Source organism: Pseudoalteromonas sp. JB197 (genome assembly GCF_002332205.1).
Classification (GTDB): Bacteria; Pseudomonadota; Gammaproteobacteria; order Enterobacterales; family Alteromonadaceae; genus Pseudoalteromonas; species Pseudoalteromonas nigrifaciens.
On sequence record NZ_NRGZ01000001.1, the window covers coordinates 488,442 to 509,579 of the forward strand.

The following is a 21,138-nucleotide window of genomic DNA, read 5'->3' on the forward strand; positions in this document are numbered from 1 at the left end:
GTTTTACACAACTTGTTATAGTTAATATGGCGACGTGGTTGATACGATTTTTCAGTTTCTTTCCGTTAATGTAGTGCAAGTGCGTATGATCAATATAAAAAAAGGTCTGGACTTACCCATAGAGGGCGCTCCTCAGCAAGTTATTCATGATGGTTCTACCGTCAAACGTGTAGCTGTGCTAGGTGAAGAATTTATCGGTATGCGTCCAACCATGCATGTTCGTGTGGATGACCAAGTGAAAAAAGGCCAGGTACTTTTTGAAGATAAAAAGAACCCAGGTGTATTATTTACTGCTCCAGCTTCTGGCACAGTAAAAGAAATTAATCGTGGTGCTAAACGTGTACTGCAATCTGTTGTTATTGAAGTTAACGGCAGTGAGCAAATCACCTTTGGTACTTTTTCTGATGCCGAGCTTTCGAGCTTAGATCGTGAAAAAGCCAAAGAAGTACTTATACAGTCTGGTCAGTGGACAGCACTTCGTGCTCGCCCATTCAGTAAAGTAGCGGCAGTGGATGCAAATCCTAGCTCTATTTTTGTGACCGCAATCGACACTAATCCACTTGCTGCAGATCCTGCGGTAATTATTGCTGAAAATGTGCAAGCATTCGAAGCAGGTTTAGCTGTTGTGTCGCGTTTAACCGACGGTAAAGTATTTGTTTGTAAACAAGCAGGTAGCCAAGTTCCTAGCTCATCTATAGCTCAAGTAGAAGTACATGAGTTTGGTGGTGTGCATCCGGCTGGCCTTGTTGGCACACATATCCATCATCTTGATGCAGTATCTATTAGCAAGCAGGTTTGGCATATTGGTTACCAAGACGTTATCGCCTTTGGTCACTTATTCCTTACCGGTGAAATTTACACTGATCGTGTAATTTCTCTTGCAGGTCCTCGCGTTAAAAACCCTCGTTTAGTGAAAACACAATTAGGTGCTTCATTGGATGATTTAGTTGCTGGCGAATTAGAAGACGGTGATAACCGTGTTATTTCTGGTTCAGTATTGTCAGGTTCTATTTCAAACGGTGTTCATGCATTCTTAGGTCGTTACCACGTTCAAGTATCTGTTTTACTTGAAGGTCGCGAAAAAGAATTGTTTGGTTGGATTGCACCAGGTAGTGATAAATTTTCCGTAACGCGTACCTTTATTTCTCACCTTGCACCGAGTCGTTTATTTAAAATGACAACGTCAACAGGTGGTTCAAAACGTGCCATGGTACCAATTGGTAGCTATGAGCGTGTAATGCCGTTAGATATTTTGCCAACTCTATTATTACGCGACCTATTGTCACGCGATGTAGACAGTGCAATGTCATTAGGCGCGCTTGAACTAGATGAAGAAGACTTAGCGTTATGTACCTTCGTTTGTCCGGGCAAATACGAGTATGGCGCAGCCCTACGCGATTGCTTAACTACGATCGAGAAGGAAGGCTAGAGAGATGGGTTTAAAAAAATATCTTGAAGATATCGAGCCGAATTTTGAAGCCGGTGGTAAATATGAAAAGTTTTATGCTCTGTATGAAGCAGCAGCAACTATTTTTTATACACCAGGCTACGTAAATAAAGGCGCGACACACGTTCGTGACAACATCGACCTAAAACGCATGATGATTTTAGTGTGGATGGCAACGTTCCCTGCTATGTTTTTTGGTATGTTCAATATTGGTCATCAGGCCGCTGGTGCTTTAGCACAAGGTTTTGAACTAGCTAATATATGGCAAGTTGATTTGTTTCAACTGTTAGGCGGTCAATTAACCGCTGATGCAGGCTGGGGCGCTAAAATGTTCTATGGAGCGTGTTTCTTCCTACCAATTTATGCAGTTACTTTTGCTGTAGGTGGTTTTTGGGAAGTTATATTTGCTTCAGTGCGTAAACACGAAATTAACGAAGGTTTCTTCGTAACATCAGTGTTATTTGCACTTATTTTGCCAGCAACTATTCCTTTATGGCAAGTTGCGCTTGGTATTACATTTGGTGTTGTAATTGCTAAAGAAATCTTTGGTGGTACAGGTCGTAACTTCTTAAACCCTGCGTTAGCTGGTCGTGCGTTTTTATTCTTCGCATACCCTGCACAAATTTCAGGTGACACAGTATGGACAGCAGTAGATTCGTTCTCTGGTGCGACTATGCTTGGTCAAGCGTTTGTTGGCACACTTGATTTTTCAAACATGGAGTTATGGTGGAATGCGTTTTACGGTTTCATTCAAGGTTCTGTAGGCGAAACATCAACACTTGCATTATTAGTGGGTGGCTTGTTCCTTATTTACGTGCGTATCGCTTCTTGGCGTATAGTGCTAGGTGTATTTTTCGGTATGGTAATCACTGCATTACTGCTAAATACAGTTGGCTCTGAGACTAACCCAGTATTTGCTATGCCTTGGCATTGGCACTTTGTACTAGGTGGTTTTGCGTTTGGTATGTTCTTTATGGCTACCGACCCTGTGTCTGCTGCATTTACCGATAAAGGTAAGTTAGCTTATGGCGCGCTTATTGGTTTTATGGTTGTTATGATCCGTGTTGTGAACCCTGCTTTCCCAGAAGGTATGATGCTAGCAATCTTATTTGCTAACTTATTTGCTCCACTGTTCGATCACTTTGTAGTGCAAGCTAATATCAAACGGAGGTTGGCACGTAATGTCTAGTAATAACGAATCAATCGGTAAAACGTTAGCAGTAGTTGTTGCGCTATGTTTAGTGTGTGCAATTATCGTATCGTTTGCTGCTGTACAGCTTCGTCCTTTACAGCAAGCTAATAAAGCGAAAGATATTCAAAGTAATATCTTAGTTGCAGCGGGAATCGGAAAAGTTGAAAATGTTTCTGAAACATTCAACAACAAAATCGAAGTACGCTTAGTTAATATGAAAACGGGTGAGTCTTTTGCAAGCGACTCAAGTGAAGAAGTTCAGGCTAAGGTTAATGCATTTGACTTTGAAAAAAGCAAATTTGACCCTAAGCTAAGCTTTGCGCTTGCTGAAAAAGGCATTACTGACATTGCGGGCATTCAGCGCGTAACGACAGAGGCACCTGTATACATCTCTAGAGCAGATAATGGGTCAGTTGACACTATTATTGTTCCTATTCAAGGTTACGGTTTATGGGGCTTAATGTATGGTTTCCTTTCGCTTGAAAATGATGGCGAAACAATCAAAAACATTATCTTTTATAAGCATGGTGAAACACCTGGTTTAGGTGGCGAAATCCAAAATCCACAGTGGACTGCAAAATGGGAAGGTAAAGAATTACCTATCGATGTTGTAAAAAGTGGCGCTAGCAATGAGCATCAAATTGATGGTCTATCGGGTGCAACTTTAACGTCTAACGGTGTTGATAATACAGTTGACTTTTGGACTGGTGACAATGGCTTTGGTCCATTCCTTGCGGAAGTACGTAAAGGAGCATTGAAATAATGGCTGATACTAAAGAAATGAAAGCGGTCCTATTTGGCCCGGTTTTAGCTAACAACCCAATCGCACTACAAGTACTTGGTATTTGTTCTGCGCTAGCGGTAACATCTAGCTTAAAAAACGCATTAATCATGTCAATTGCTTTGACCTTGGTAACCGCGTTTTCTAGCTTCTTTATCTCGACTATTCGTAACCAGATCCCATCGTCAGTACGTATTATTGTACAAATGACGATTATTGCATCTTTGGTAATTGTTGTTGACCAAGTACTACAAGCATTTTCTTACGCTACGGCAAAAGAGCTTTCGGTATTTATCGGTCTAATTATTACTAACTGTATTGTAATGGGTCGTGCTGAAGCATACGCAATGAAGTCACCGCCACTTATGTCGTTTCTTGACGGTATTGGTAACGGTTTAGGTTATTCAGTAGTACTACTTACCGTTGGTTTCATTCGTGAACTATTTGGTAAGGGTTCACTATTCGGTGTTGATATTATCCCATTAGTACAAAATGGTGGTTGGTATCAACCTATGGGTCTATTGATATTACCACCGAGTGCATTCTTCATCATTGGTTTATTCATATGGGTACTACGTACTTATAAGAAAGACCAAGTAGAAGCTAAAGCGTAAGGGGCACACAGTGGAACATTATATTAGTTTATTTGTAAAAGCCGTTTTTATTGAAAACTTAGCGTTATCATTCTTCTTAGGCATGTGTACTTTTTTAGCAGTATCTAAAAAAGTAACCACATCAATTGGCCTAGGTGTAGCGGTTATTGTTGTATTAGGTATTTCGGTACCAGTTAACAACTTAGTTTACCATGCAGTGTTAGCACCGGGTTCACTTACGTGGCTTGGTTACCCAGATGCAGATCTTAGCTTTTTACGTTTCTTAACTTTCATTGGTGTTATTGCAGCACTTGTGCAAATTTTGGAAATGGCATTAGATAAGTTCTTCCCAGCACTTTACAACGCGTTAGGTATCTTCTTACCACTAATCACAGTTAACTGTGCAATTTTTGGTGCGGTATCTTTCATGGTTGAGCGTAACTATAACTTCGGCGAGTCTGTGGTTTATGGTATTGGCGCTGGTGTTGGTTGGGCACTTGCAATTACATTACTTGCAGGTATCCGTGAGAAAATGAAATATTCAGACGTTCCAGATGGCTTACGTGGTTTAGGTATTACCTTTATTACTGTTGGCTTAATGGCTCTTGGCTTTATGTCATTCTCTGGTATTTCACTGTAAAGGTAGCGAGGATAAATCATGGGTTATACTGATATTTTCTTAGGAGTTGGTGTTTTCATCGCTATCGTTGTACTACTAGTTTTAGTGATCATTGGTGCTAAATCTCAGTTAGTTGCAAGTGGCGATATCATCATTGGGATTAATGGCGACCCAGACAAAGCCATTAAAACATCAGCAGGTAGCAAGCTATTAGGCGCGCTATCTGAGTCAGGTATTTTCGTATCTTCTGCATGTGGTGGCGGTGGCTCTTGTGGTCAGTGTCGTGTACATATTAAAGAAGGTGGCGGCGATATTCTGCCAACTGAACTTGATCACATTTCTAAAGGTGAAGCCCGTGAAGGCTGTCGTTTAGCGTGTCAGGTAAATGTTAAAAATGACATGGAAATTGAGCTTGAAGAGTCAATTTTCGGTGTTAAAAAATGGGATTGTGAAGTTATCTCTAACGATAACAAAGCAACGTTCATTAAAGAACTTGTACTACAAATTCCAGATGGCGAGTCAGTGCCGTTCCGTGCGGGTGGTTACATCCAAATTGAAGCGCCACCTCATCATGTTAAATATGCTGATTTCGATGTTCCAGAAGAATATCGTGGTGATTGGAACCATTTTGGTTTCTTCGACCTGGAGTCAAAAGTAGACGAAGAAACAATTCGTGCTTACTCAATGGCTAACTACCCAGAAGAAGAAGGCATCATTATGCTTAACGTGCGTATTGCTGCTCCACCGCCAAGAAACCTAAGCCTGCCATGTGGTAAAATGTCTTCGTACATTTGGTCACTAACTAAAGGCGATAAAGTAACTATTTCTGGTCCATTTGGTGAGTTCTTCGCTAAAAATACTGACGCAGAAATGATCTTCGTTGGTGGTGGTGCTGGTATGGCGCCAATGCGTTCTCATATCTTTGATCAACTTAAACGTTTGAACTCTAAGCGTAAGATGAGCTTTTGGTATGGTGCACGTTCTAGACGCGAAATGTTCTATGTTGAAGATTTTGACGGCCTAGCTGCTGAAAACGATAACTTCGTTTGGCACACCGCGCTTTCAGATCCGCAAGCAGAAGATAACTGGGAAGGCTACACAGGCTTTATCCATAACGTGTTATTTGAGAACTATCTTAAAGATCACGAAGCCCCTGAAGATTGTGAGTACTACATGTGTGGTCCTCCAATGATGAACGCGGCAGTTATTACTATGCTTAAAGACTTAGGTGTTGAAGACGAGAATATCTTACTAGATGATTTCGGTGGCTAATAGCTAAATGGGTTGAACCTATTTCAATCCTTAAAGATCAACAAGATCTATATCAAAACAACTTAGTTTTGGTTAAAATATCAGCCTCGTAGCATATTATGCTACGAGGCTTTTTTATTCATAAAGTTTTATTCTTAAATTAATGGAAGTAGGGTTGTGATGAATCGTGTAAGTATTCCCCAAGGCATAATGGCCTTGTTTTTAATATCGCTGATTTTTTTACTTAGTGGATGTAATGAAAAACCGCAGCCAGAGAGCTTTTACCTAGAAGGTAAAACAATGGGTACTACTTACCATATTAAATTTTACGATGAGCAGCCTCAGCGCGACGTAGTAGTGCTTAAAGAGGAAGTTGATGCTGTTTTACACGATATAAATCAGTCTATGTCAACGTACATACCTGACTCTGAAATAAACACTTTTAACCGTTTACCAGCCAATGAAGTAATGCCAATAAGTGCAGACTTTAGAGCGGTTGTTACTGAGTCAATTCGATTAGGCGAATCAACTAAAACACTCGACATTACTATGGGGCCGCTCATTGATTTATGGGGTTTTGGCCCTAATAAAAAACCAACTAAGCGCCCAAGCGATGCAGCCCTAGCAAAAATGTTGGCAAATATTGGCGTTGATAAACTTACCTTAACCGAGCAAGGTTTGGCTAAAACCGTTGATGGCTTAGAGCTGACGTTTTCGGCAACCGCTAAAGGTTATGGCATAGATAAAGTAGCGCAACTTTTAGAAAGCCATAATATTAGTAACTATATGGTAGAAATTGGTGGCGAGCTGCGTATAAGCGGTGTTAAACCCAATAATCAAGACTGGAAAATAGCCATTGAACAACCTGATGCACAGCCAGGTGAGCGTGAAGTGCATCGAGTTTTAGCGCCCGGTACCAATGGTATTGCTACATCGGGCGATTACCGTATTTTTTATGAAATGGAAGGTGAAACATACAGCCATTTAATCGATCCAGTAACAGGTATGCCTAGCCGTCACGATTTAGTATCGGTAACAGTATTGCACCCAAGTGCTATGACAGCAGACGGGCTTGCAACGGCATTAACCGTAATGGGTATGAAAAAAGCCCAAGCTTATGCACAAAAACATGATTTACCAGTGTATTTAATAGGAAAGTCAGATGAGGGTTTAATAACATATTCAAGCCCTGCATTTAAGCCTTATTTATAACGCTTAGGTTTATATTTTAATCACTAAGGTATATAATAACAGTTGCTCAAATATGTTTGAGCCTAATTTATTGCTGAACAATAGGGGCTAAGCAATGTCACTTTTTCTTCTTACTTTTACTTTACTTATTTTGATTGTGGCAGCGATGGCTGTGGGCATGATTGTACAAAAAAAATCTATGGCTGGCAGTTGCGGTGGCCTAGGTGCCGTAGGTATTGATAAAGCCTGCGATTGCGATGATCCGTGTGATAAACGCAAACAGCGCATGGCAAAAGAGCAAGTTTGGAAAGAAAACCAAATTATGTAACGTATTTTTATTTAAAACATACGTAAAAAAGCCCTCAATATTTAATTATTGGGGGCTTTTTAGTATCTGCTTTTTATACGAACTCAAACAGTTATGCACACGGGTATTATGTTACTCGAGTTTAAAGAAAACTCTTTTTAAAAAATATTAATTTTTTCTTGTGCCGCACACTCGCTTTGTTATACTCTCGTTCGAACTTTCAGTAAGTTTTGAAAGTTTGATTGATGCAAATCAATTGCCACTTAGCTAATTTGTGCTAACCGGATCTAATTGTATTTAGCAGCTGATTTTAGGCTTACAGCAGATGTGATTTTTCACTATTTGCGTATTGAGTTATTTTTGTTATTAGTCATTTAAGTAGGTTAATGTCTTTGAACGCACTATCTTGTAAGCATACTAATGTGGAACTTGCCTTTGGCGAGAGTGCATTGTGTGGGCGCTTGAATAAGGTAGGAAAAGGCGTGTGCGTGGCTATAACATTAGTCGTATTTAATACCCTAATGCTGCTAAGCGGAGCTGCAGAGGATGCATTTAGCCTTGAAGCTTTGTTAAGCGATAACACTTTTGTAGAGCCGTTATTACTAACAATTGCTGAATTTTTAGCTTATCCGATTATTTCTAGCCAGTTACTTATTGGCCTTTGTTGGTTATTGTTTCATACATTTTCAGCACGTCGTGCTGGAATAATCCTCCGTAAAGCAGCCTTTGCTTTTAGCGAGGCTAAAGTTAGCCAACCAGTGCAAGCCGCACATGGTTGTCGTGCTCCACCTAGCTTTACAGGTTGTCTGTAAGGTTACCCCTTGTTATTGGTTTAATTATTTAGTCTTGCTGTAAATAATTAGCCTGTTGTAAACAAAGTAGCTCAGTGTTTTTTAAACACATTTCAGCCAACCACCACTCACCCAAGTTAACTTTTATTACGTTATATAAATGCGTTTAGAAAGCTGGGTTTGTTGCTAGGTCTTTATTGGCATGAGCTTTAGATTTTGAATAGCCCCCTTATTTTTTTATAATTTGATATTAGTTAACTTGGGTTTACCGATAAACCGTTGCTTAGCGCTATTTTAAAGCAGCACCTTAGAACTTTTAGGTTTGTAGGATAGTCCCTTGATAATTCGTAACCTCTGTAATATTGCTTTAGCTAGTACAGTACTGGCGTTGTCAGGCTGTAAAGGCGGGATACTCGATCCAAAAGGGCAGATAGGCATTGATGAGAAAAACTTAATCATCATAGCTACTGTGCTTATGTTACTGGTAGTGATCCCCGTTATTGTGATGACTTTATATTTCGCTTGGAAATATAGAGACACACAAACTCATGAAATTTACGCTCCCAAATGGGCTCATTCTAATAAAATTGAAGCTGTTGTGTGGGCTGTTCCTATTGTTATTGTTGTTATTTTAGGTGTTATTACTTGGCAGTCTACACAAGCGTTAGACCCTTACAAGCCAATTGAAGGCAAAGGCAAGCACCTCACTGTTGAAGTGGTATCGCTAAACTGGAAGTGGTTATTTATTTACCCTGAGCAAGGCATTGCTACGGTTAACGAATTAGTGTTTCCGGCAAATGTACCGGTTGAATATAAAATCACTTCAGAGAGCACCATGAATTCATTTTTTATTCCGCAATTGGGGAGTCAAATATACTCAATGGCTGGCATGGAAACCAAACTGCATTTAATCGCCAATGAACCGGGTACTTTTAAAGGTTTTTCGGCCAATTACAGTGGTGCAGGTTTTACCGGTATGAAGTTTAATGCCATTGCTACTCCTACCCAAGCCGGTTTTGACAAATGGGTAAGCGATATTAAAGCACAAGGTAATAACCTTACTCACGCCAATTATGTTGAGCTAGCTAAAGCGAGCGAAAACAACCAGGTGGCCTATTACGGCGACGTTGAAGCAGGCTTATTTCATACCATAGTGATGAAATATATGGGCGCACACGGCGATATGAATAAAAAGCACCCTGCAATGGGCGAGCATTCAACGCACTCATCTCACAGCCAAGGCGAGGAATAACCATGTTGTTTTTAGGTAAACTTTCAATGGATGCAATTCCGTTTCATGAACCCATTATTATGGTAACCATGGCCGTTATTGCATTAGCTGGGCTTATTATTGCCGGGCTTATTACAAAATATAAAAAATGGGGCGTGCTGTGGCGCGACTGGATCACCTCGGTTGATCATAAACGCTTAGGCGTAATGTACATTTTATTAGCGTTAATTATGCTATTTCGTGGGTTTTCTGATGCCATTATGATGCGTGCTCAGTTAGCACTTGCTACCAGTGGCGCTCCTGGATATTTGCCACCAGAACATTACGACCAAATATTTACCGCACACGGCGTTATTATGATCATCTTTATGGCCATGCCATTTATGATAGGTTTAATGAATATTATAGTGCCATTGCAAATTGGCGCACGTGATGTCGCTTTTCCATTTTTAAATAACTTAAGCTTTTGGCTTACTGCCAGTGGCGCTATTTTAATTAATTTGTCACTTATTTTTGGTGAGTTTGCAAAAACAGGTTGGGTGGCTTATCCACCGCTCTCGGAGCTAACTTTTAGTGCCGGGGTGGGGGTCGACTATTATATATGGGCGTTGCAAATATCAGGGCTTGGCACATTATTAACCGCAGTGAACTTTTTAGTTACCGTGTTTAAAATGCGTGCACCAGGTATGAGCTTAATGAAAATGCCGGTTTTTACTTGGACCTGTACATGGGCTAATATTTTAATTGCCGCATCATTCCCTATTTTAACAGCCGTATTGGCCATGCTAACGCTTGACCGTTATCTCGATTTTCACTTCTTTACCAATGATCTGGGCGGAAACGCCATGATGTACATCAACCTATTTTGGGCGTGGGGTCATCCAGAGGTTTATATTTTAGTGCTGCCAGCATTTGGTGTGTTCTCTGAAATAATTTCTACCTTTACCAGCAAACGTCTATTTGGTTATAAGTCGATGATTTACGCCAGTGGTGCTATCTCTATTTTAGGCTTTATTGTGTGGTTACATCACTTTTTTACCATGGGTTCGAGCGCCAACGTTAATGCGTTTTTTGGGGTAATGACCATGGTTATTGCCGTACCAACCGGGGTTAAATTGTTCAACTGGTTATTTACTATTTACCGTGGCCGTTTACGTATAACCGTACCCGTATTGTGGACGCTTGGCTTTATGGTTACCTTTACCGTAGGTGGCATGACCGGGGTGCTATTAGCAATACCTGGTGCCGACTACGTACTGCATAACAGTTTGTTTTTAATCGCGCATTTTCATAATACTATTATTGGTGGCGCGGTATTTGGCTACCTTGCTGGCTTTGCATTTTGGTTCCCTAAAGCAATGGGCTTTAAGCTAAATGAAGGCTGGGGTAAAGGCGCATTTTGGTGTTGGATTATTGGCTTTTTTGTCGCGTTTATGCCGCTGTACGTATTAGGCTTTTTAGGTATGACCCGTCGTTTAAATCACACCAATAACCCAGATTGGAATATTTGGTTATACATAGCTGCAGTAGGCGCAGTCATTATTATGTTTGGTATTATTTGCCAAGTAATTCAATTGTATGTGAGCTTTAGAGACCGTGAAGCACTTGACGATGCTACCGGCGATCCATGGAACGGTCACACGCTTGAGTGGTCAACATCGTCACCACCACAGGCTTATAACTTTGCCCAAATACCGCATGTTGACGATATTGATGCCTGGACCGACATGAAAGAAAAAGGCCAAGCTTATCAAGGTAAAATAAGCTATAGCCCAATTCATATGCCTAAAAACACTTCGGCAGGGGTACTTATGGCTGCTAGTTTAACCGCATTTTGTTTTGCCATGATCTGGCATATTTGGTGGTTAGCTGCGGCAGGTTTAGTAGGAGGCATAGCTATATTTATCAAACGTTGTTATGCAAGGGATGTTGACTACTATGTGCAGCCCGACGAAGTAGCACGTATTGAACAAGCACATAACTTAAGTGCCACTATTTTAGCCACTGATAAGGAGCTAAACGCATGAGTACCTTGTCTGTTAGTCAAGAGTCAGTAACTTTAAACTCTGCAATTGTAAATACCAAACAGGATCATGATGCTCACGCGCATCATGATACCTCTAGTAATACTACTTTTGGTTTTTGGCTTTACTTAATGACCGATTGCCTATTGTTTGCCTCGTTTTTTGCTACCTACGCGGTGTTGTTTATGAACACCGCTGGCGGCGTATCGGGTAAAGATATTTTTGAACTCGACTTTGTAGCAGTAGAAACTGCCGCACTACTTATTAGTAGTATTACCTTTGGTTTTGCAATGATAGCCGCGCAAGGGCAAAAAAAGGCGCTGACCTTAATATGGTTAGCGGTTACTTTTTGTTTAGGTGTGGTGTTTATTAGTATGGAAGTTTACGAATTTAATCACCTAATTGTGAACGGGCATGGTCCGCAACATAGCGCTTTTTTAACCTCGTTTTTTGCATTAGTTGGCTTGCATGGTTTACACGTAACCGCAGGTTTAATTTGGATGAGTGTAATGATGATTGAAGTTGCTAAACGTGGCTTAGGTAAAGCAACCGTAACGCGTTTGAGCTGCTTAAGCTTGTTTTGGCACTTTTTAGATATTGTGTGGATTTGTGTATTCACCCTAGTTTATTTAATGGGAGCAATGTAATGAGCCACAGCGAAACACATGCTTTAAAGCAAATGCAAAATGAGCATCACCACGATGAATCTCACGGCAGTGTTAAAAGTTATTTAATTGGTTTTGTATTGTCGGTAATTTTAACCGCTATACCATTTTATATGGTAATGAGTGGCGACTTTTCAAAAGCAACCACGCTTTACAGCATTATTACTCTAGCCGTAGTACAAATTTGGGTACATTTAAAATACTTTTTACACCTTAATTTTATTACCGAAGATGGCCGTGCAAGTACCTTCTCGTTTTTATTCAGTGCCCTAATTATTGTTATGGTGGTTGGGCTATCTGTTTGGATTATTTACGAATCTAACGCAATGATGATGTATTAGGAGCTAAAGATGTTTCGTCGTTATTTATCAGTAACTAAGCCAGGTATTATTATGGGTAACTTAATCAGCGTAGCGGGCGGGTTTTTACTAGCCTCCCGCGGTGATATAAACCCATGGCTAATGGTTACTACCTTAATTGGCTTATCGCTAGTGGTTGCATCAGGTTGTGCTATTAATAATGTGATTGACCGAGATATAGATATTGCCATGGCGCGTACTCGCACCCGGGTAACAGTAACGGGCGAAATGTCTGCAATGGCTGCTTTATGTCATGGGGTGGTATTGGGGATTATAGGCTTTGGTTTATTAATAGCTTATACCACTCCTGCAGCAGTATTTTTTGCCGCCTTTGGTCACTTTATTTATGTAGGGGTTTATAGCCTTTACATGAAGCGTAACTCAGTTTATGGCACTTTTATTGGCAGTTTATCGGGGGCTGTGCCACCGGTTGTTGGTTACTGCGCAGTATCTGGGGAGTTTGATATGGGGGCATTAATTTTACTGGTAATGTTTAGCCTGTGGCAAATGCCGCACTCATACGCCATTGCTATTTTTCGCTTTAAAGATTACCAAACAGCGGGTATTCCTGTATTACCTGTAGCGCAAGGTATTGATAAAGCAAAACGCCATATTGTGCTTTATATTGCCATATATGCCTTGGTTGTAATGCTGCTACCTATTAGTGGTTATACCGGTGCTGCTTTTATGGCGGTTGCCTGTATTACTAGTTTTTGGTGGCTGTTAATGGCGCTGCGGGGCTATCGTCGTAATATAGATATAAGCGGCTGGGCGCGTCAAGTATTCGCGTTTTCAATTATTAATATTACCGCACTTAGTATTGCTATGGCGGTAGATTATCAAAGCATAGCGCCGCAGTTACTCGTACTTAGTTAAGTTTAAGTTGCGGCTAATTTAATCATACCTAATTAATACACCTAGTTAATAGTACCGAGTTAATTCCAAAGTTAACAAAGGCTCTGAGATATTCGAGGAGCCTTTTTTCGTTTTAACGCCCGCTGCAATATGTATTTATACCAAAACTCTAAAACTATTAAAAACGTGCTGCTTGCTCAACTACAATGCCATGACGCTGAGCTAAACGCTGGTGATCTCTGTCGTAACCGCCGCCAATAACCGTAGCTACCGGAGTGTTGTGCTCAAGGCAGCGTTTAAGTACGAGATGATCGCGCTGCTCTATACCTTGCCAGCTAATATCGAGTTTGCCTAAACCGTCTTGTTGCCACACATCAACTCCCGCATCGTACAGCACTAAATCGGGGTTTAGCTCTTTGAGCAAAAATTGCAGGGTGTCGTCAACTATGCCTAAATACTCAGCATCTTGCATATTGTTAGTTAAGCCAATATCTAAATCGCTAGGGGATTTTCGAAACGGAAAGTTTTTTTCGCAATGAATCGAGCAGGTATACGCATAAGGCTGATGTTGCAGCATGGCCGCGGTGCCATCGCCTTGATGTACGTCTAAATCAAAAATAAGTACATTAGTAACCTCACCCGACTCAATTAGTGTTTGCGTAGTAAAAGCCAAGTCGTTAACCATGCAATAGCCTGAGCCAAAATCAGTATGCGCGTGGTGTGTACCGCCTGCTAAATGGCATGCCATACCGTGTTTAAGGGCTAAGCGAGCGGTTTGTAGTGTACCTTGTGGGGCTGTAAAGGTACGCGCCATTAGCTCTTTTGACCAAGGTAGACCAATACGGCGCATGGCTTTTTCGTCTAATTGATTATGATATAGGTCGTGAATATAGTTTTCGCAGTGTACTAATTCTAGTGCCTCTGGCGTACCTAATAACGGCTGTACTAAGTTATCGCCAACTAATCCTAACTGCTTAACGTGCTGGTATAAATGTGCAAATTTACTCATTACAAAGCGATGTTTAGGATCAAAGCTAAACGAGTAATTAGGATGATAAACTAACGGCAAGTGAGGATTTAGGGTCATAAAATTCTATTTGTAGTTATAGTTATAAAACAAAAGCCCTACATAAATGCAGGGCTTAATTATTGCCTAGAGCTTAAAATTAGCTATTAACCAATCTTTTTGTACTTAATACGCTTAGGTTGAGTTGCCTCAGCACCTAACGTCTTTTTAAGCCACTCTTCGTATTCAGTGTAGTTACCATCAAAGAAGTTAATTTGGCCTTCGTCGCGGTAATCTAAAATATGTGTAGCAATACGGTCAAGGAACCAACGGTCATGCGATATACACATTACACAACCAGGAAACTCTAAAATAGCGTTTTCTAGTGCACGTAGTGTTTCAACGTCCAAGTCGTTAGTTGGCTCATCGAGTAGTAACACGTTACCGCCAGCTTTTAATAACTTAGCAAGGTGTAAACGGTTACGTTCACCACCCGATAGGTCTTTAACAAATTTTTGCTGATCGTTACCTTTAAAGTTAAAACGGCTAACGTAAGCACGGCTTGGGAACTCAAAATTACCAATTTTAAGTACGTCTTGCCCGTCTGATATTTCTTGGAAAACAGTTTTGCTTTCGTCCATACCGTCACGGAACTGATCAACCGTTGCAATGTGTACGCTTTCACCTATGGTGATGTTGCCGCTGTCTTGCTGTTGCTCGCCGCTGATCATTTTAAACAGTGTTGATTTACCCGCGCCGTTAGCACCAATAATGCCCACAATGGCACCTTTTGGCATGCTAAAGCTTAAATCGTCGATTAATACACGGTCGCCAAAGCTTTTACGTAAGTTAGTTATTTCAAGCACTTGATCCCCTAAACGTGGGCCAGGCGGAATAAACATTTCGTTAGTTTCGTTACGTTTTTGATAATCAGACTGCTGCATTTCGGTAAACTGCGCCATACGTGCTTTTGACTTAGCTTGGCGGCCTTTAGGGTTTGAACGAACCCATTCAAGCTCTTGTGCAATTGACTTTTGACGTGCTTTTTCAGATTTTTGCTCTTGTTGTAGGCGCGCATCTTTTTGCTCTAACCACGAAGAGTAGTTACCTTCCCATGGAATACCTTCACCACGGTCAAGCTCTAAAATCCAACCTGCTACATTATCTAGGAAGTAACGGTCATGCGTTACCGCCACAACTGTGCCTTCGTAATCGTGTAAGAAGCGCTCTAACCAGGCAACCGACTCAGCGTCTAAGTGGTTAGTTGGCTCATCGAGAATAAGCATGTCTGGTTTTTCAAGTAACAGTCGGCATATAGCAACACGGCGGCGCTCACCACCCGAAAGGTGCTCAATTTTAGCATCCCACTCAGGTAAACGTAGTGCATCGGCAGCGCGCTCTAAAACGTTGTCTATGTTGTGACCATCGTGCGCTTGAATAACCGCTTCAAGCTCGCCTTGCTCTTTTGCAAGTGCGTCAAAGTCAGCGTCTTCCATGGCGTATTCGTTATACACTTCGTCAAGGCGTTTAAGCGCGTATTTAACTTCGCCAACAGCTTGCTCAACGATTTCGCGTACGGTTTTGCTTTCGTCTAAAACAGGTTCTTGCGGTAAGTAACCAATTTTAGTGCCTGGTTGTGGAAAGGCATCACCTTCAAAGTCTTGGTCAACACCGGCCATAATACGTAGCAATGTTGATTTACCAGAGCCGTTTAAACCAAGCACACCAATTTTAGCGCCCGGGAAAAAGTGTAACGAGATGTCTTTTAAGATAGTGCGCTTAGGTGGCACAACCTTAGAAACTCGACTCATCGAGAATATAAATTTATCAGGTAAAACCATAGAAGAAGCCTTCAATAATAATAAAAATTTCAATGCTGTATTGTAGTGGTTGACGGGTAAGGCAGTCAACGAATGGCCAATTTTAAACCGACAAACAAACTATAAAGTGCACAAAAACGATTATAAAATAGGATGAAAAAATTTCATTTGGATATTTAGACATCTATCCATCTATTGGTTGATATTTTTTCTTATCTGTTCATAATAAGTTTTCGGTTTTGATGAATAGGAGTAAAAGGATGCCAATTACAGTAAAAGACGAGCTACCAGCTATTGCTCGCCTGCGCCAAGAAAACGTATTTGTAATGCCACAAACTCGTGCAAAAACGCAAGAAATTCGCCCCATGCGTTTGGCTATTCTTAATTTAATGCCTAATAAAGTTGAAACCGAAGTACAGTTTATTCGTTTGCTTGCCAATTCGCCCTTGCAAGTAAATGTAGAACTACTGCGTCTTGACACTCATCGCAGTAGCAGTAATTCAGAGCAGCACCTAGACACCTTTTATCGTTATTTTTCAGAAGTAAAAAACAATAACTACGATGCATTAATAGTTACCGGCGCGCCGCTAGCGCATTTAGAGTACCAGGATGTAGCTTATTGGGATGAGTTTACCGCAATTTTAGATTGGGCTGAGCAGCATGTTACGTCTACACTTTTTTCGTGTTGGGCAGCGCATGCAGCGCTTTATCATCATTATAAAATAAAGCGCGATTTAAAAACCGATAAACTGTGCGGCGTATTTACGCACCAATGTTATTTTGAACATGGGGCGTTAACGCGCGGCTTTGACGACACCTTTTTAGTACCGCATTCGCGTTATGGCCATGTAGATGTAAATAAAATAAATGCTTGCAATGAACTAGTCGTGCTAGCGGGTTCTGAGAAAGTAGGTGCTTACTTAGTTAAAAATAAGTCGGGCAGCCAAGTGTTTATTACCGGCCACCCAGAGTATGACGCCGACTCGTTAAAAGCTGAATACCAACGCGATTGCGAAAAAAGCGACAATGCGCCCAAGCCCGAAAATTACTTTCCAGATGACGATGCAACTAAACAACCTTCAAAAACGTGGCAAAGCCATGCTTTTTTACTTTTTTCGAACTGGTTAAATTATTACGTGTACCAAACTACACCCTATGATATTAATTTAGTTAGCCAAGACGTAAGGACTAACAACTATGCCGAATAACCCTCTTAATAATGACCAAAATAAGCACGACGAACTAAGTGCAGCGTTAAAAGAGCGAATTTTAATTTTAGACGGCGCTATGGGCACTATGATCCAAGCACACCAATTAGAAGAGCAAGACTATCGCGGTGAGCGCTTTAAAGATTGGCATGTACTTATTCGCGGTAATAACGATTTACTAAGCCTTACGCAGCCTAAAATAATTACCGATATTCATCGTAGCTTTTTAGCTGCCGGTGCCGATATTATCGAAACCAATACCTTTAACTCCACCACCATTTCGATGGAAGATTACGACATGGCTAATTTAAGCCGTGAAATAAACCTAGAGTCGGCAAAATTGGCACGGCTACTTTGCGATGAGTTTAGTGCTAAAACACCCGAAAAACCACGTTATGTAGCGGGCGTACTTGGGCCAACATCAAAAACTTGTTCACTATCGCCAGATGTAAACGATCCGGGCTATCGTAATGTTACCTTTGATCGTTTAGTTACTGCCTATGTAGAATCGACCTTGGCACTGATGGAAGGTGGCGCCGATATTATTTTAATCGAAACCATATTCGATACCCTCAATGCTAAAGCTGCATCGTTTGCAGTAGAGGAAGCGTTTGAGCAAGCAGGGCGCACATTACCAGTTATGATCTCCGGCACTATTACCGATGCCTCAGGGCGTACGCTTTCGGGGCAAACTACCGAAGCCTTTTATAACTCTATTCGCCATATTAAACCGCTTTCTATAGGCCTTAACTGCGCCTTAGGCCCAGATTTACTGCGCCAATATGTGCAAGAGTTGTCGCGTGTATGCGAAACCTTTACCTCAGTGCATCCCAATGCAGGCTTGCCTAACGAATTTGGTGGCTACGACCTAGAAGCAAAAGAAATGGCAACCGAAATTATTGATTGGGGTAAGTCGGGCTTTATTAATATTGTAGGTGGTTGCTGCGGCACCACACCTGCGCATATTCGCGCCTTTGCAAAAGGGCTTGAAGGCGTTAAACCACGCCAGTTGCCAGAAATTGAAGTACGCATGCGTTTATCGGGCCTCGAAGCCTGTAACTTAAATTAAGGAGCCGCCAACATGACTCAAAAAATAGCAGTATTTACTAATGTCGGCGAACGTACCAATGTAACCGGCTCCGCCATGTTTAAACGTTTGATCATGGAAGAAGACTATGAAACCGCGCTAACTGTTGCCCGCGAGCAAGTAGAAAACGGCGCGCAGGTAATTGATATAAACATGGACGAAGCCATGTTGGATTCAAAAGCCGCCATGGTTAAGTTTTTAAATTTAATTGCCTCAGAGCCCGACATTTCTCGCGTACCTATAATGGTCGACTCCTCTAAATGGGAAGTAATAGAAGCCGGTTTAAAGTGCATTCAAGGCAAAGCCATTGTTAACTCAATTTCGTTAAAAGAAGGCGAAGAGCCGTTTATTCGTCAAGCCAAAACCATTAAACGTTTTGGTGCAGCGGCTGTAGTTATGGCCTTTGACACCGACGGCCAAGCCGCTACCGCCGATAGAAAGTTTGAAATATGTGAGCGCAGCTACAAAATATTAGTAGAAGAAGTTGGCTTTGCGCCCGAAGACATTATTTTTGACCCAAATATATTTGCTGTAGCCACAGGGATAGAAGAGCACGACAACTACGCGGTCGAATTTATTGAAGGCACACGGCGCATAAAGCAAAACTTGCCGCACTGTAAAGTGTCGGGTGGGGTGTCGAATGTGTCGTTTTCGTTTCGCGGTAATAACCCAGTACGTGAAGCCATTCACTCAGTATTTTTATATCACGCCATTCAAGCGGGTATGGATATGGGGATTGTAAATGCGGGGCAACTAGCCGTTTACGACGACATACCAGAAGAGCTACGCAAAGCCGTTACAGACGTAATACTCAATACTGACCCCGGTGCAGGCGAGCGTTTAGTAGAGCTTGCGCCTAAATACTCAGGTATGGCACAAGCCGAGCGCGTTGAAGATTTAGAATGGCGCAGTTGGAGCGTTGAAAAACGTCTTGAGCATGCCCTTGTTAAAGGCATTACCGAATACATAGAAGTAGATACCGAAGAGTGCCGCGCTGCTGCCGCTAAACCTATTCACGTAATTGAAGGTCCGTTAATGGACGGCATGAACGTAGTAGGTGACTTATTTGGTGCAGGTAAAATGTTTTTACCACAAGTAGTTAAATCGGCCCGTGTAATGAAGCGCGCCGTAGCCTACCTAGATCCCTACATTGAGCTTGAAAAAGAAGAAGGTTCAACCAACGGCAAAATTGTAATGGCCACAGTAAAAGGCGACGTACACGATATAGGTAAAAACATTGTTGGCGTAGTACTGCAATGTAATAACTACGAAGTAATTGACTTAGGCGTAATGGTGCCTGCTGATAAAATACTGCAAACCGCAATCGATGAAAAAGCCGATATTATTGGTTTATCGGGGCTAATTACCCCATCGCTTGACGAAATGGTACACGTAGCCAAAGAAATGAAACGCCGTGGTTTTGAACTGCCGCTGTTAATTGGTGGTGCTACTACATCAAAAGCGCACACCGCCGTTAAAATTGAGCCACAGTACGATAAAGGCGTAGTGTATGTAAGTAACGCCAGCCGTGCAGTGGGTGTGGTTTCAAACTTATTATCGAAAGAGCACAAAAGTGACTTTTTAGAAAAAACACAAGCCGAGTACGTGAAAGTACGCGAGCAACAAGCGCGTAAAAAACCACGCTCAAAACCAGTGACAATTCAGCGTGCTCGCGATAACGCCGTAAAACTCGATTGGGAACACTACACACCACCAGTGCCTAAACAGCTTGGCGTGCAAGAGTTTAAAAATGTATCAATTACTACTTTGCGTAAATATATCGACTGGACGCCATACTTTATGACCTGGTCAATTGCTGGTAAATACCCGCGCATAATGACCGATGAAGTAGTTGGCGAGCAAGCGCAAAGCTTATTTAAAGACGCCAACGACATGTTAGACGACCTTGAAAAAGCAGGCAGTTTGCAACCACTGGGTGTAATTGGTTTATTCCCTGCAAACCGCGTTGGCGACGACATAGAAATATACACAGACGAAACACGCAAAGAGGTGTTAACTACCTCGTGCCATTTACGCCAGCAAACCGAAAAAACCGACTTTGCTAACTACTGCCTAGCCGATTACATAGCCCCAAAAGGTACGCCAGATTACTTTGGCGCATTTGCAGTAACGGGGGGGTTGGAAGAAGACGACCTAGCTAATGCGTTTGACGCCCAGCAAGACGACTACAACAAAATAATGATTAAAGCCGTTGCCGACAGGCTCGCCGAAGCGTTTGCCGAGTACCTACACGAGCAAGTACGTAAAGAATACTGGGGTTTTGCACCAGATGAAAACCTAGAAAACGATGAGCTAATACGCGAAAACTACCAAGGTATTCGCCCTGCGCCAGGTTACCCAGCGTGCCCAGAGCACACCGAGAAAAAGAAAATTTGGCAGTTGCTCGACATCGAAAAACGTATTGGCATGCAGCTAACAAGCTCGTACGCCATGTGGCCAGGTGCGGCCGTTTCGGGCTGGTACTTTTCACACCCTGAGGCAAAATACTACGCAGTAGCAGCGGTACAAAAGGATCAGGTTGAAGATTACGCTAAACGAACCAATATGACGCTGGAAGAAGCTGAAAGGTGGCTATCGCCTAACTTAGGGTATGATCCGGAATAGAGCGGAGCGGTCAGTTATCAGTAAAATAAAAACGAGCCAAATTTGGCTCGTTTTTTTGTGTTTTATATTTCAATTTATACATAAAG

At 41.7% G+C, this 21,138-nt stretch carries 19 protein-coding genes; 17 read left to right on the forward strand and 2 right to left on the reverse strand.

Annotated features, from left to right (window positions below; all coding sequences use genetic code 11):
• Window positions 1-85: 85 nt before the first annotated feature.
• The 14 genes from CIK86_RS02275 to cyoE all read left to right on the forward strand — a co-directional run bounded on the left by CIK86_RS02275 (window position 86) and on the right by cyoE (window position 13,327).
• Window positions 86-1,429 carry a Na(+)-translocating NADH-quinone reductase subunit A gene (locus CIK86_RS02275; protein WP_011328898.1) on the forward strand — a complete coding sequence of 448 codons (1,344 nt, stop codon included), beginning with the start codon at window positions 86-88 and terminating at the stop codon, window positions 1,427-1,429.
• A 4-nt stretch (window positions 1,430-1,433) separates the two neighbouring features.
• Entirely contained in the window at window positions 1,434-2,636 is a 1,203-nt protein-coding gene (locus CIK86_RS02280) for an NADH:ubiquinone reductase (Na(+)-transporting) subunit B (RefSeq protein ID WP_011328897.1), read from the forward strand.
• A complete protein-coding gene (locus CIK86_RS02285; RefSeq protein WP_011328896.1) occupies window positions 2,629-3,402 on the forward strand; it encodes a Na(+)-translocating NADH-quinone reductase subunit C in 774 nt (257 codons plus the stop codon). Before CIK86_RS02280 ends, CIK86_RS02285 begins: the two co-directional genes overlap by 8 nt.
• On the forward strand, window positions 3,402-4,034 hold the full coding sequence (locus CIK86_RS02290; protein WP_011328895.1) for an NADH:ubiquinone reductase (Na(+)-transporting) subunit D: 633 nt from the start codon (window positions 3,402-3,404) through the stop codon (window positions 4,032-4,034). Before CIK86_RS02285 ends, CIK86_RS02290 begins: the two co-directional genes overlap by 1 nt.
• Before the next feature lie 10 nt (window positions 4,035-4,044).
• Entirely contained in the window at window positions 4,045-4,653 is a 609-nt protein-coding gene (nqrE, locus tag CIK86_RS02295) for an NADH:ubiquinone reductase (Na(+)-transporting) subunit E (RefSeq protein WP_011328894.1), read from the forward strand.
• An 18-nt stretch (window positions 4,654-4,671) separates the two neighbouring features.
• Complete coding sequence (gene nqrF / locus CIK86_RS02300) at window positions 4,672-5,904, forward strand: NADH:ubiquinone reductase (Na(+)-transporting) subunit F (protein WP_086993904.1); 1,233 nt, start codon at window positions 4,672-4,674, stop codon at window positions 5,902-5,904.
• Between the two features lie 159 nt (window positions 5,905-6,063).
• Window positions 6,064-7,095 carry an FAD:protein FMN transferase gene (locus tag CIK86_RS02305; protein ID WP_086993900.1) on the forward strand — a complete coding sequence of 344 codons (1,032 nt, stop codon included), beginning with the start codon at window positions 6,064-6,066 and terminating at the stop codon, window positions 7,093-7,095.
• Window positions 7,096-7,189: 94 nt separating this feature from the next.
• The gene (nqrM, locus tag CIK86_RS02310; RefSeq protein ID WP_011328891.1) at window positions 7,190-7,402 is read left to right on the forward strand and encodes a (Na+)-NQR maturation NqrM; all 213 of its coding nucleotides are present in this window, start codon (window positions 7,190-7,192) and stop codon (window positions 7,400-7,402) included.
• Window positions 7,403-7,773: 371 nt separating this feature from the next.
• Entirely contained in the window at window positions 7,774-8,193 is a 420-nt protein-coding gene (locus tag CIK86_RS02315; RefSeq protein ID WP_086994055.1) for a hypothetical protein, read from the forward strand.
• Window positions 8,194-8,509: 316 nt separating this feature from the next.
• The gene (cyoA, locus tag CIK86_RS02320) at window positions 8,510-9,424 is read left to right on the forward strand and encodes a ubiquinol oxidase subunit II (RefSeq protein WP_086993897.1); all 915 of its coding nucleotides are present in this window, start codon (window positions 8,510-8,512) and stop codon (window positions 9,422-9,424) included.
• 2 nt (window positions 9,425-9,426) lie between these two features.
• Entirely contained in the window at window positions 9,427-11,430 is a 2,004-nt protein-coding gene (cyoB, locus tag CIK86_RS02325; protein ID WP_086993894.1) for a cytochrome o ubiquinol oxidase subunit I, read from the forward strand.
• Window positions 11,427-12,074: a cytochrome o ubiquinol oxidase subunit III gene (gene cyoC, locus CIK86_RS02330; protein WP_225740995.1), complete on the forward strand. Its 648-nt coding sequence runs from the start codon at window positions 11,427-11,429 to the stop codon at window positions 12,072-12,074. The genes cyoB and cyoC overlap by 4 nt, the downstream gene beginning before the upstream one ends.
• Window positions 12,074-12,433, forward strand: coding sequence for a cytochrome o ubiquinol oxidase subunit IV (gene cyoD, locus CIK86_RS02335; RefSeq protein ID WP_011328885.1), 360 nt, complete (start codon window positions 12,074-12,076; stop codon window positions 12,431-12,433). The genes cyoC and cyoD overlap by 1 nt, the downstream gene beginning before the upstream one ends.
• A 9-nt stretch (window positions 12,434-12,442) precedes the next feature.
• Window positions 12,443-13,327, forward strand: coding sequence for a heme o synthase (gene cyoE / locus CIK86_RS02340; protein WP_086993891.1), 885 nt, complete (start codon window positions 12,443-12,445; stop codon window positions 13,325-13,327).
• Between the two features lie 157 nt (window positions 13,328-13,484).
• Here cyoE and CIK86_RS02345 read toward each other — a convergent pair whose 3' ends face one another.
• On the reverse strand, window positions 13,485-14,393 hold the full coding sequence (locus tag CIK86_RS02345; protein ID WP_011328883.1) for a histone deacetylase: 909 nt from the start codon (window positions 14,391-14,393) through the stop codon (window positions 13,485-13,487).
• Between the two features lie 86 nt (window positions 14,394-14,479).
• Window positions 14,480-16,153, reverse strand: a complete 1,674-nt coding sequence (ettA, locus tag CIK86_RS02350) for an energy-dependent translational throttle protein EttA (RefSeq protein ID WP_011328882.1) — start codon at window positions 16,151-16,153, stop codon at window positions 14,480-14,482.
• Window positions 16,154-16,392: 239 nt separating this feature from the next.
• On the opposite strand from ettA, the gene metA reads away from it, so the two are divergent.
• Genes metA through metH form a run of 3 tightly spaced genes read left to right on the forward strand, consistent with a single transcriptional unit; the run spans window position 16,393 to window position 21,052 of the window.
• Window positions 16,393-17,340: a homoserine O-succinyltransferase gene (gene metA / locus CIK86_RS02355; RefSeq protein ID WP_011328881.1), complete on the forward strand. Its 948-nt coding sequence runs from the start codon at window positions 16,393-16,395 to the stop codon at window positions 17,338-17,340.
• The gene (locus tag CIK86_RS02360) at window positions 17,330-18,409 is read left to right on the forward strand and encodes a homocysteine S-methyltransferase family protein (RefSeq protein ID WP_011328880.1); all 1,080 of its coding nucleotides are present in this window, start codon (window positions 17,330-17,332) and stop codon (window positions 18,407-18,409) included. The genes metA and CIK86_RS02360 overlap by 11 nt, the downstream gene beginning before the upstream one ends.
• Window positions 18,410-18,421: 12 nt before the next feature.
• A complete protein-coding gene (metH, locus tag CIK86_RS02365; RefSeq protein WP_086993888.1) occupies window positions 18,422-21,052 on the forward strand; it encodes a methionine synthase in 2,631 nt (876 codons plus the stop codon).
• Window positions 21,053-21,138 lie beyond the last annotated feature (86 nt).

Bases quoted from the DNA above. Each gene is read 5' to 3' on its own strand.
- CIK86_RS02285 (WP_011328896.1), top strand. From the start codon at position 2,629: ATGTCTAGTAATAACGAATCAATCGGTAAAACGTTAGCAGTAGTTGTT.
- ettA (WP_011328882.1), bottom strand. From the start codon at position 16,153: ATGGTTTTACCTGATAAATTTATATTCTCGATGAGTCGAGTTTCTAAG.
- CIK86_RS02275 (WP_011328898.1), top strand. From the start codon at position 86: ATGATCAATATAAAAAAAGGTCTGGACTTACCCATAGAGGGCGCTCCT.
- cyoE (WP_086993891.1), top strand. From the start codon at position 12,443: ATGTTTCGTCGTTATTTATCAGTAACTAAGCCAGGTATTATTATGGGT.
- nqrM (WP_011328891.1), top strand. From the start codon at position 7,190: ATGTCACTTTTTCTTCTTACTTTTACTTTACTTATTTTGATTGTGGCA.
- cyoD (WP_011328885.1), top strand. From the start codon at position 12,074: ATGAGCCACAGCGAAACACATGCTTTAAAGCAAATGCAAAATGAGCAT.
- CIK86_RS02360 (WP_011328880.1), top strand. From the start codon at position 17,330: ATGCCGAATAACCCTCTTAATAATGACCAAAATAAGCACGACGAACTA.
- CIK86_RS02345 (WP_011328883.1), bottom strand. From the start codon at position 14,393: ATGACCCTAAATCCTCACTTGCCGTTAGTTTATCATCCTAATTACTCG.
- CIK86_RS02290 (WP_011328895.1), top strand. From the start codon at position 3,402: ATGGCTGATACTAAAGAAATGAAAGCGGTCCTATTTGGCCCGGTTTTA.
- CIK86_RS02305 (WP_086993900.1), top strand. From the start codon at position 6,064: ATGAATCGTGTAAGTATTCCCCAAGGCATAATGGCCTTGTTTTTAATA.
- CIK86_RS02280 (WP_011328897.1), top strand. From the start codon at position 1,434: ATGGGTTTAAAAAAATATCTTGAAGATATCGAGCCGAATTTTGAAGCC.
- metA (WP_011328881.1), top strand. From the start codon at position 16,393: ATGCCAATTACAGTAAAAGACGAGCTACCAGCTATTGCTCGCCTGCGC.
- metH (WP_086993888.1), top strand. From the start codon at position 18,422: ATGACTCAAAAAATAGCAGTATTTACTAATGTCGGCGAACGTACCAAT.
- cyoB (WP_086993894.1), top strand. From the start codon at position 9,427: ATGTTGTTTTTAGGTAAACTTTCAATGGATGCAATTCCGTTTCATGAA.
- cyoC (WP_225740995.1), top strand. From the start codon at position 11,427: ATGAGTACCTTGTCTGTTAGTCAAGAGTCAGTAACTTTAAACTCTGCA.
- nqrF (WP_086993904.1), top strand. From the start codon at position 4,672: ATGGGTTATACTGATATTTTCTTAGGAGTTGGTGTTTTCATCGCTATC.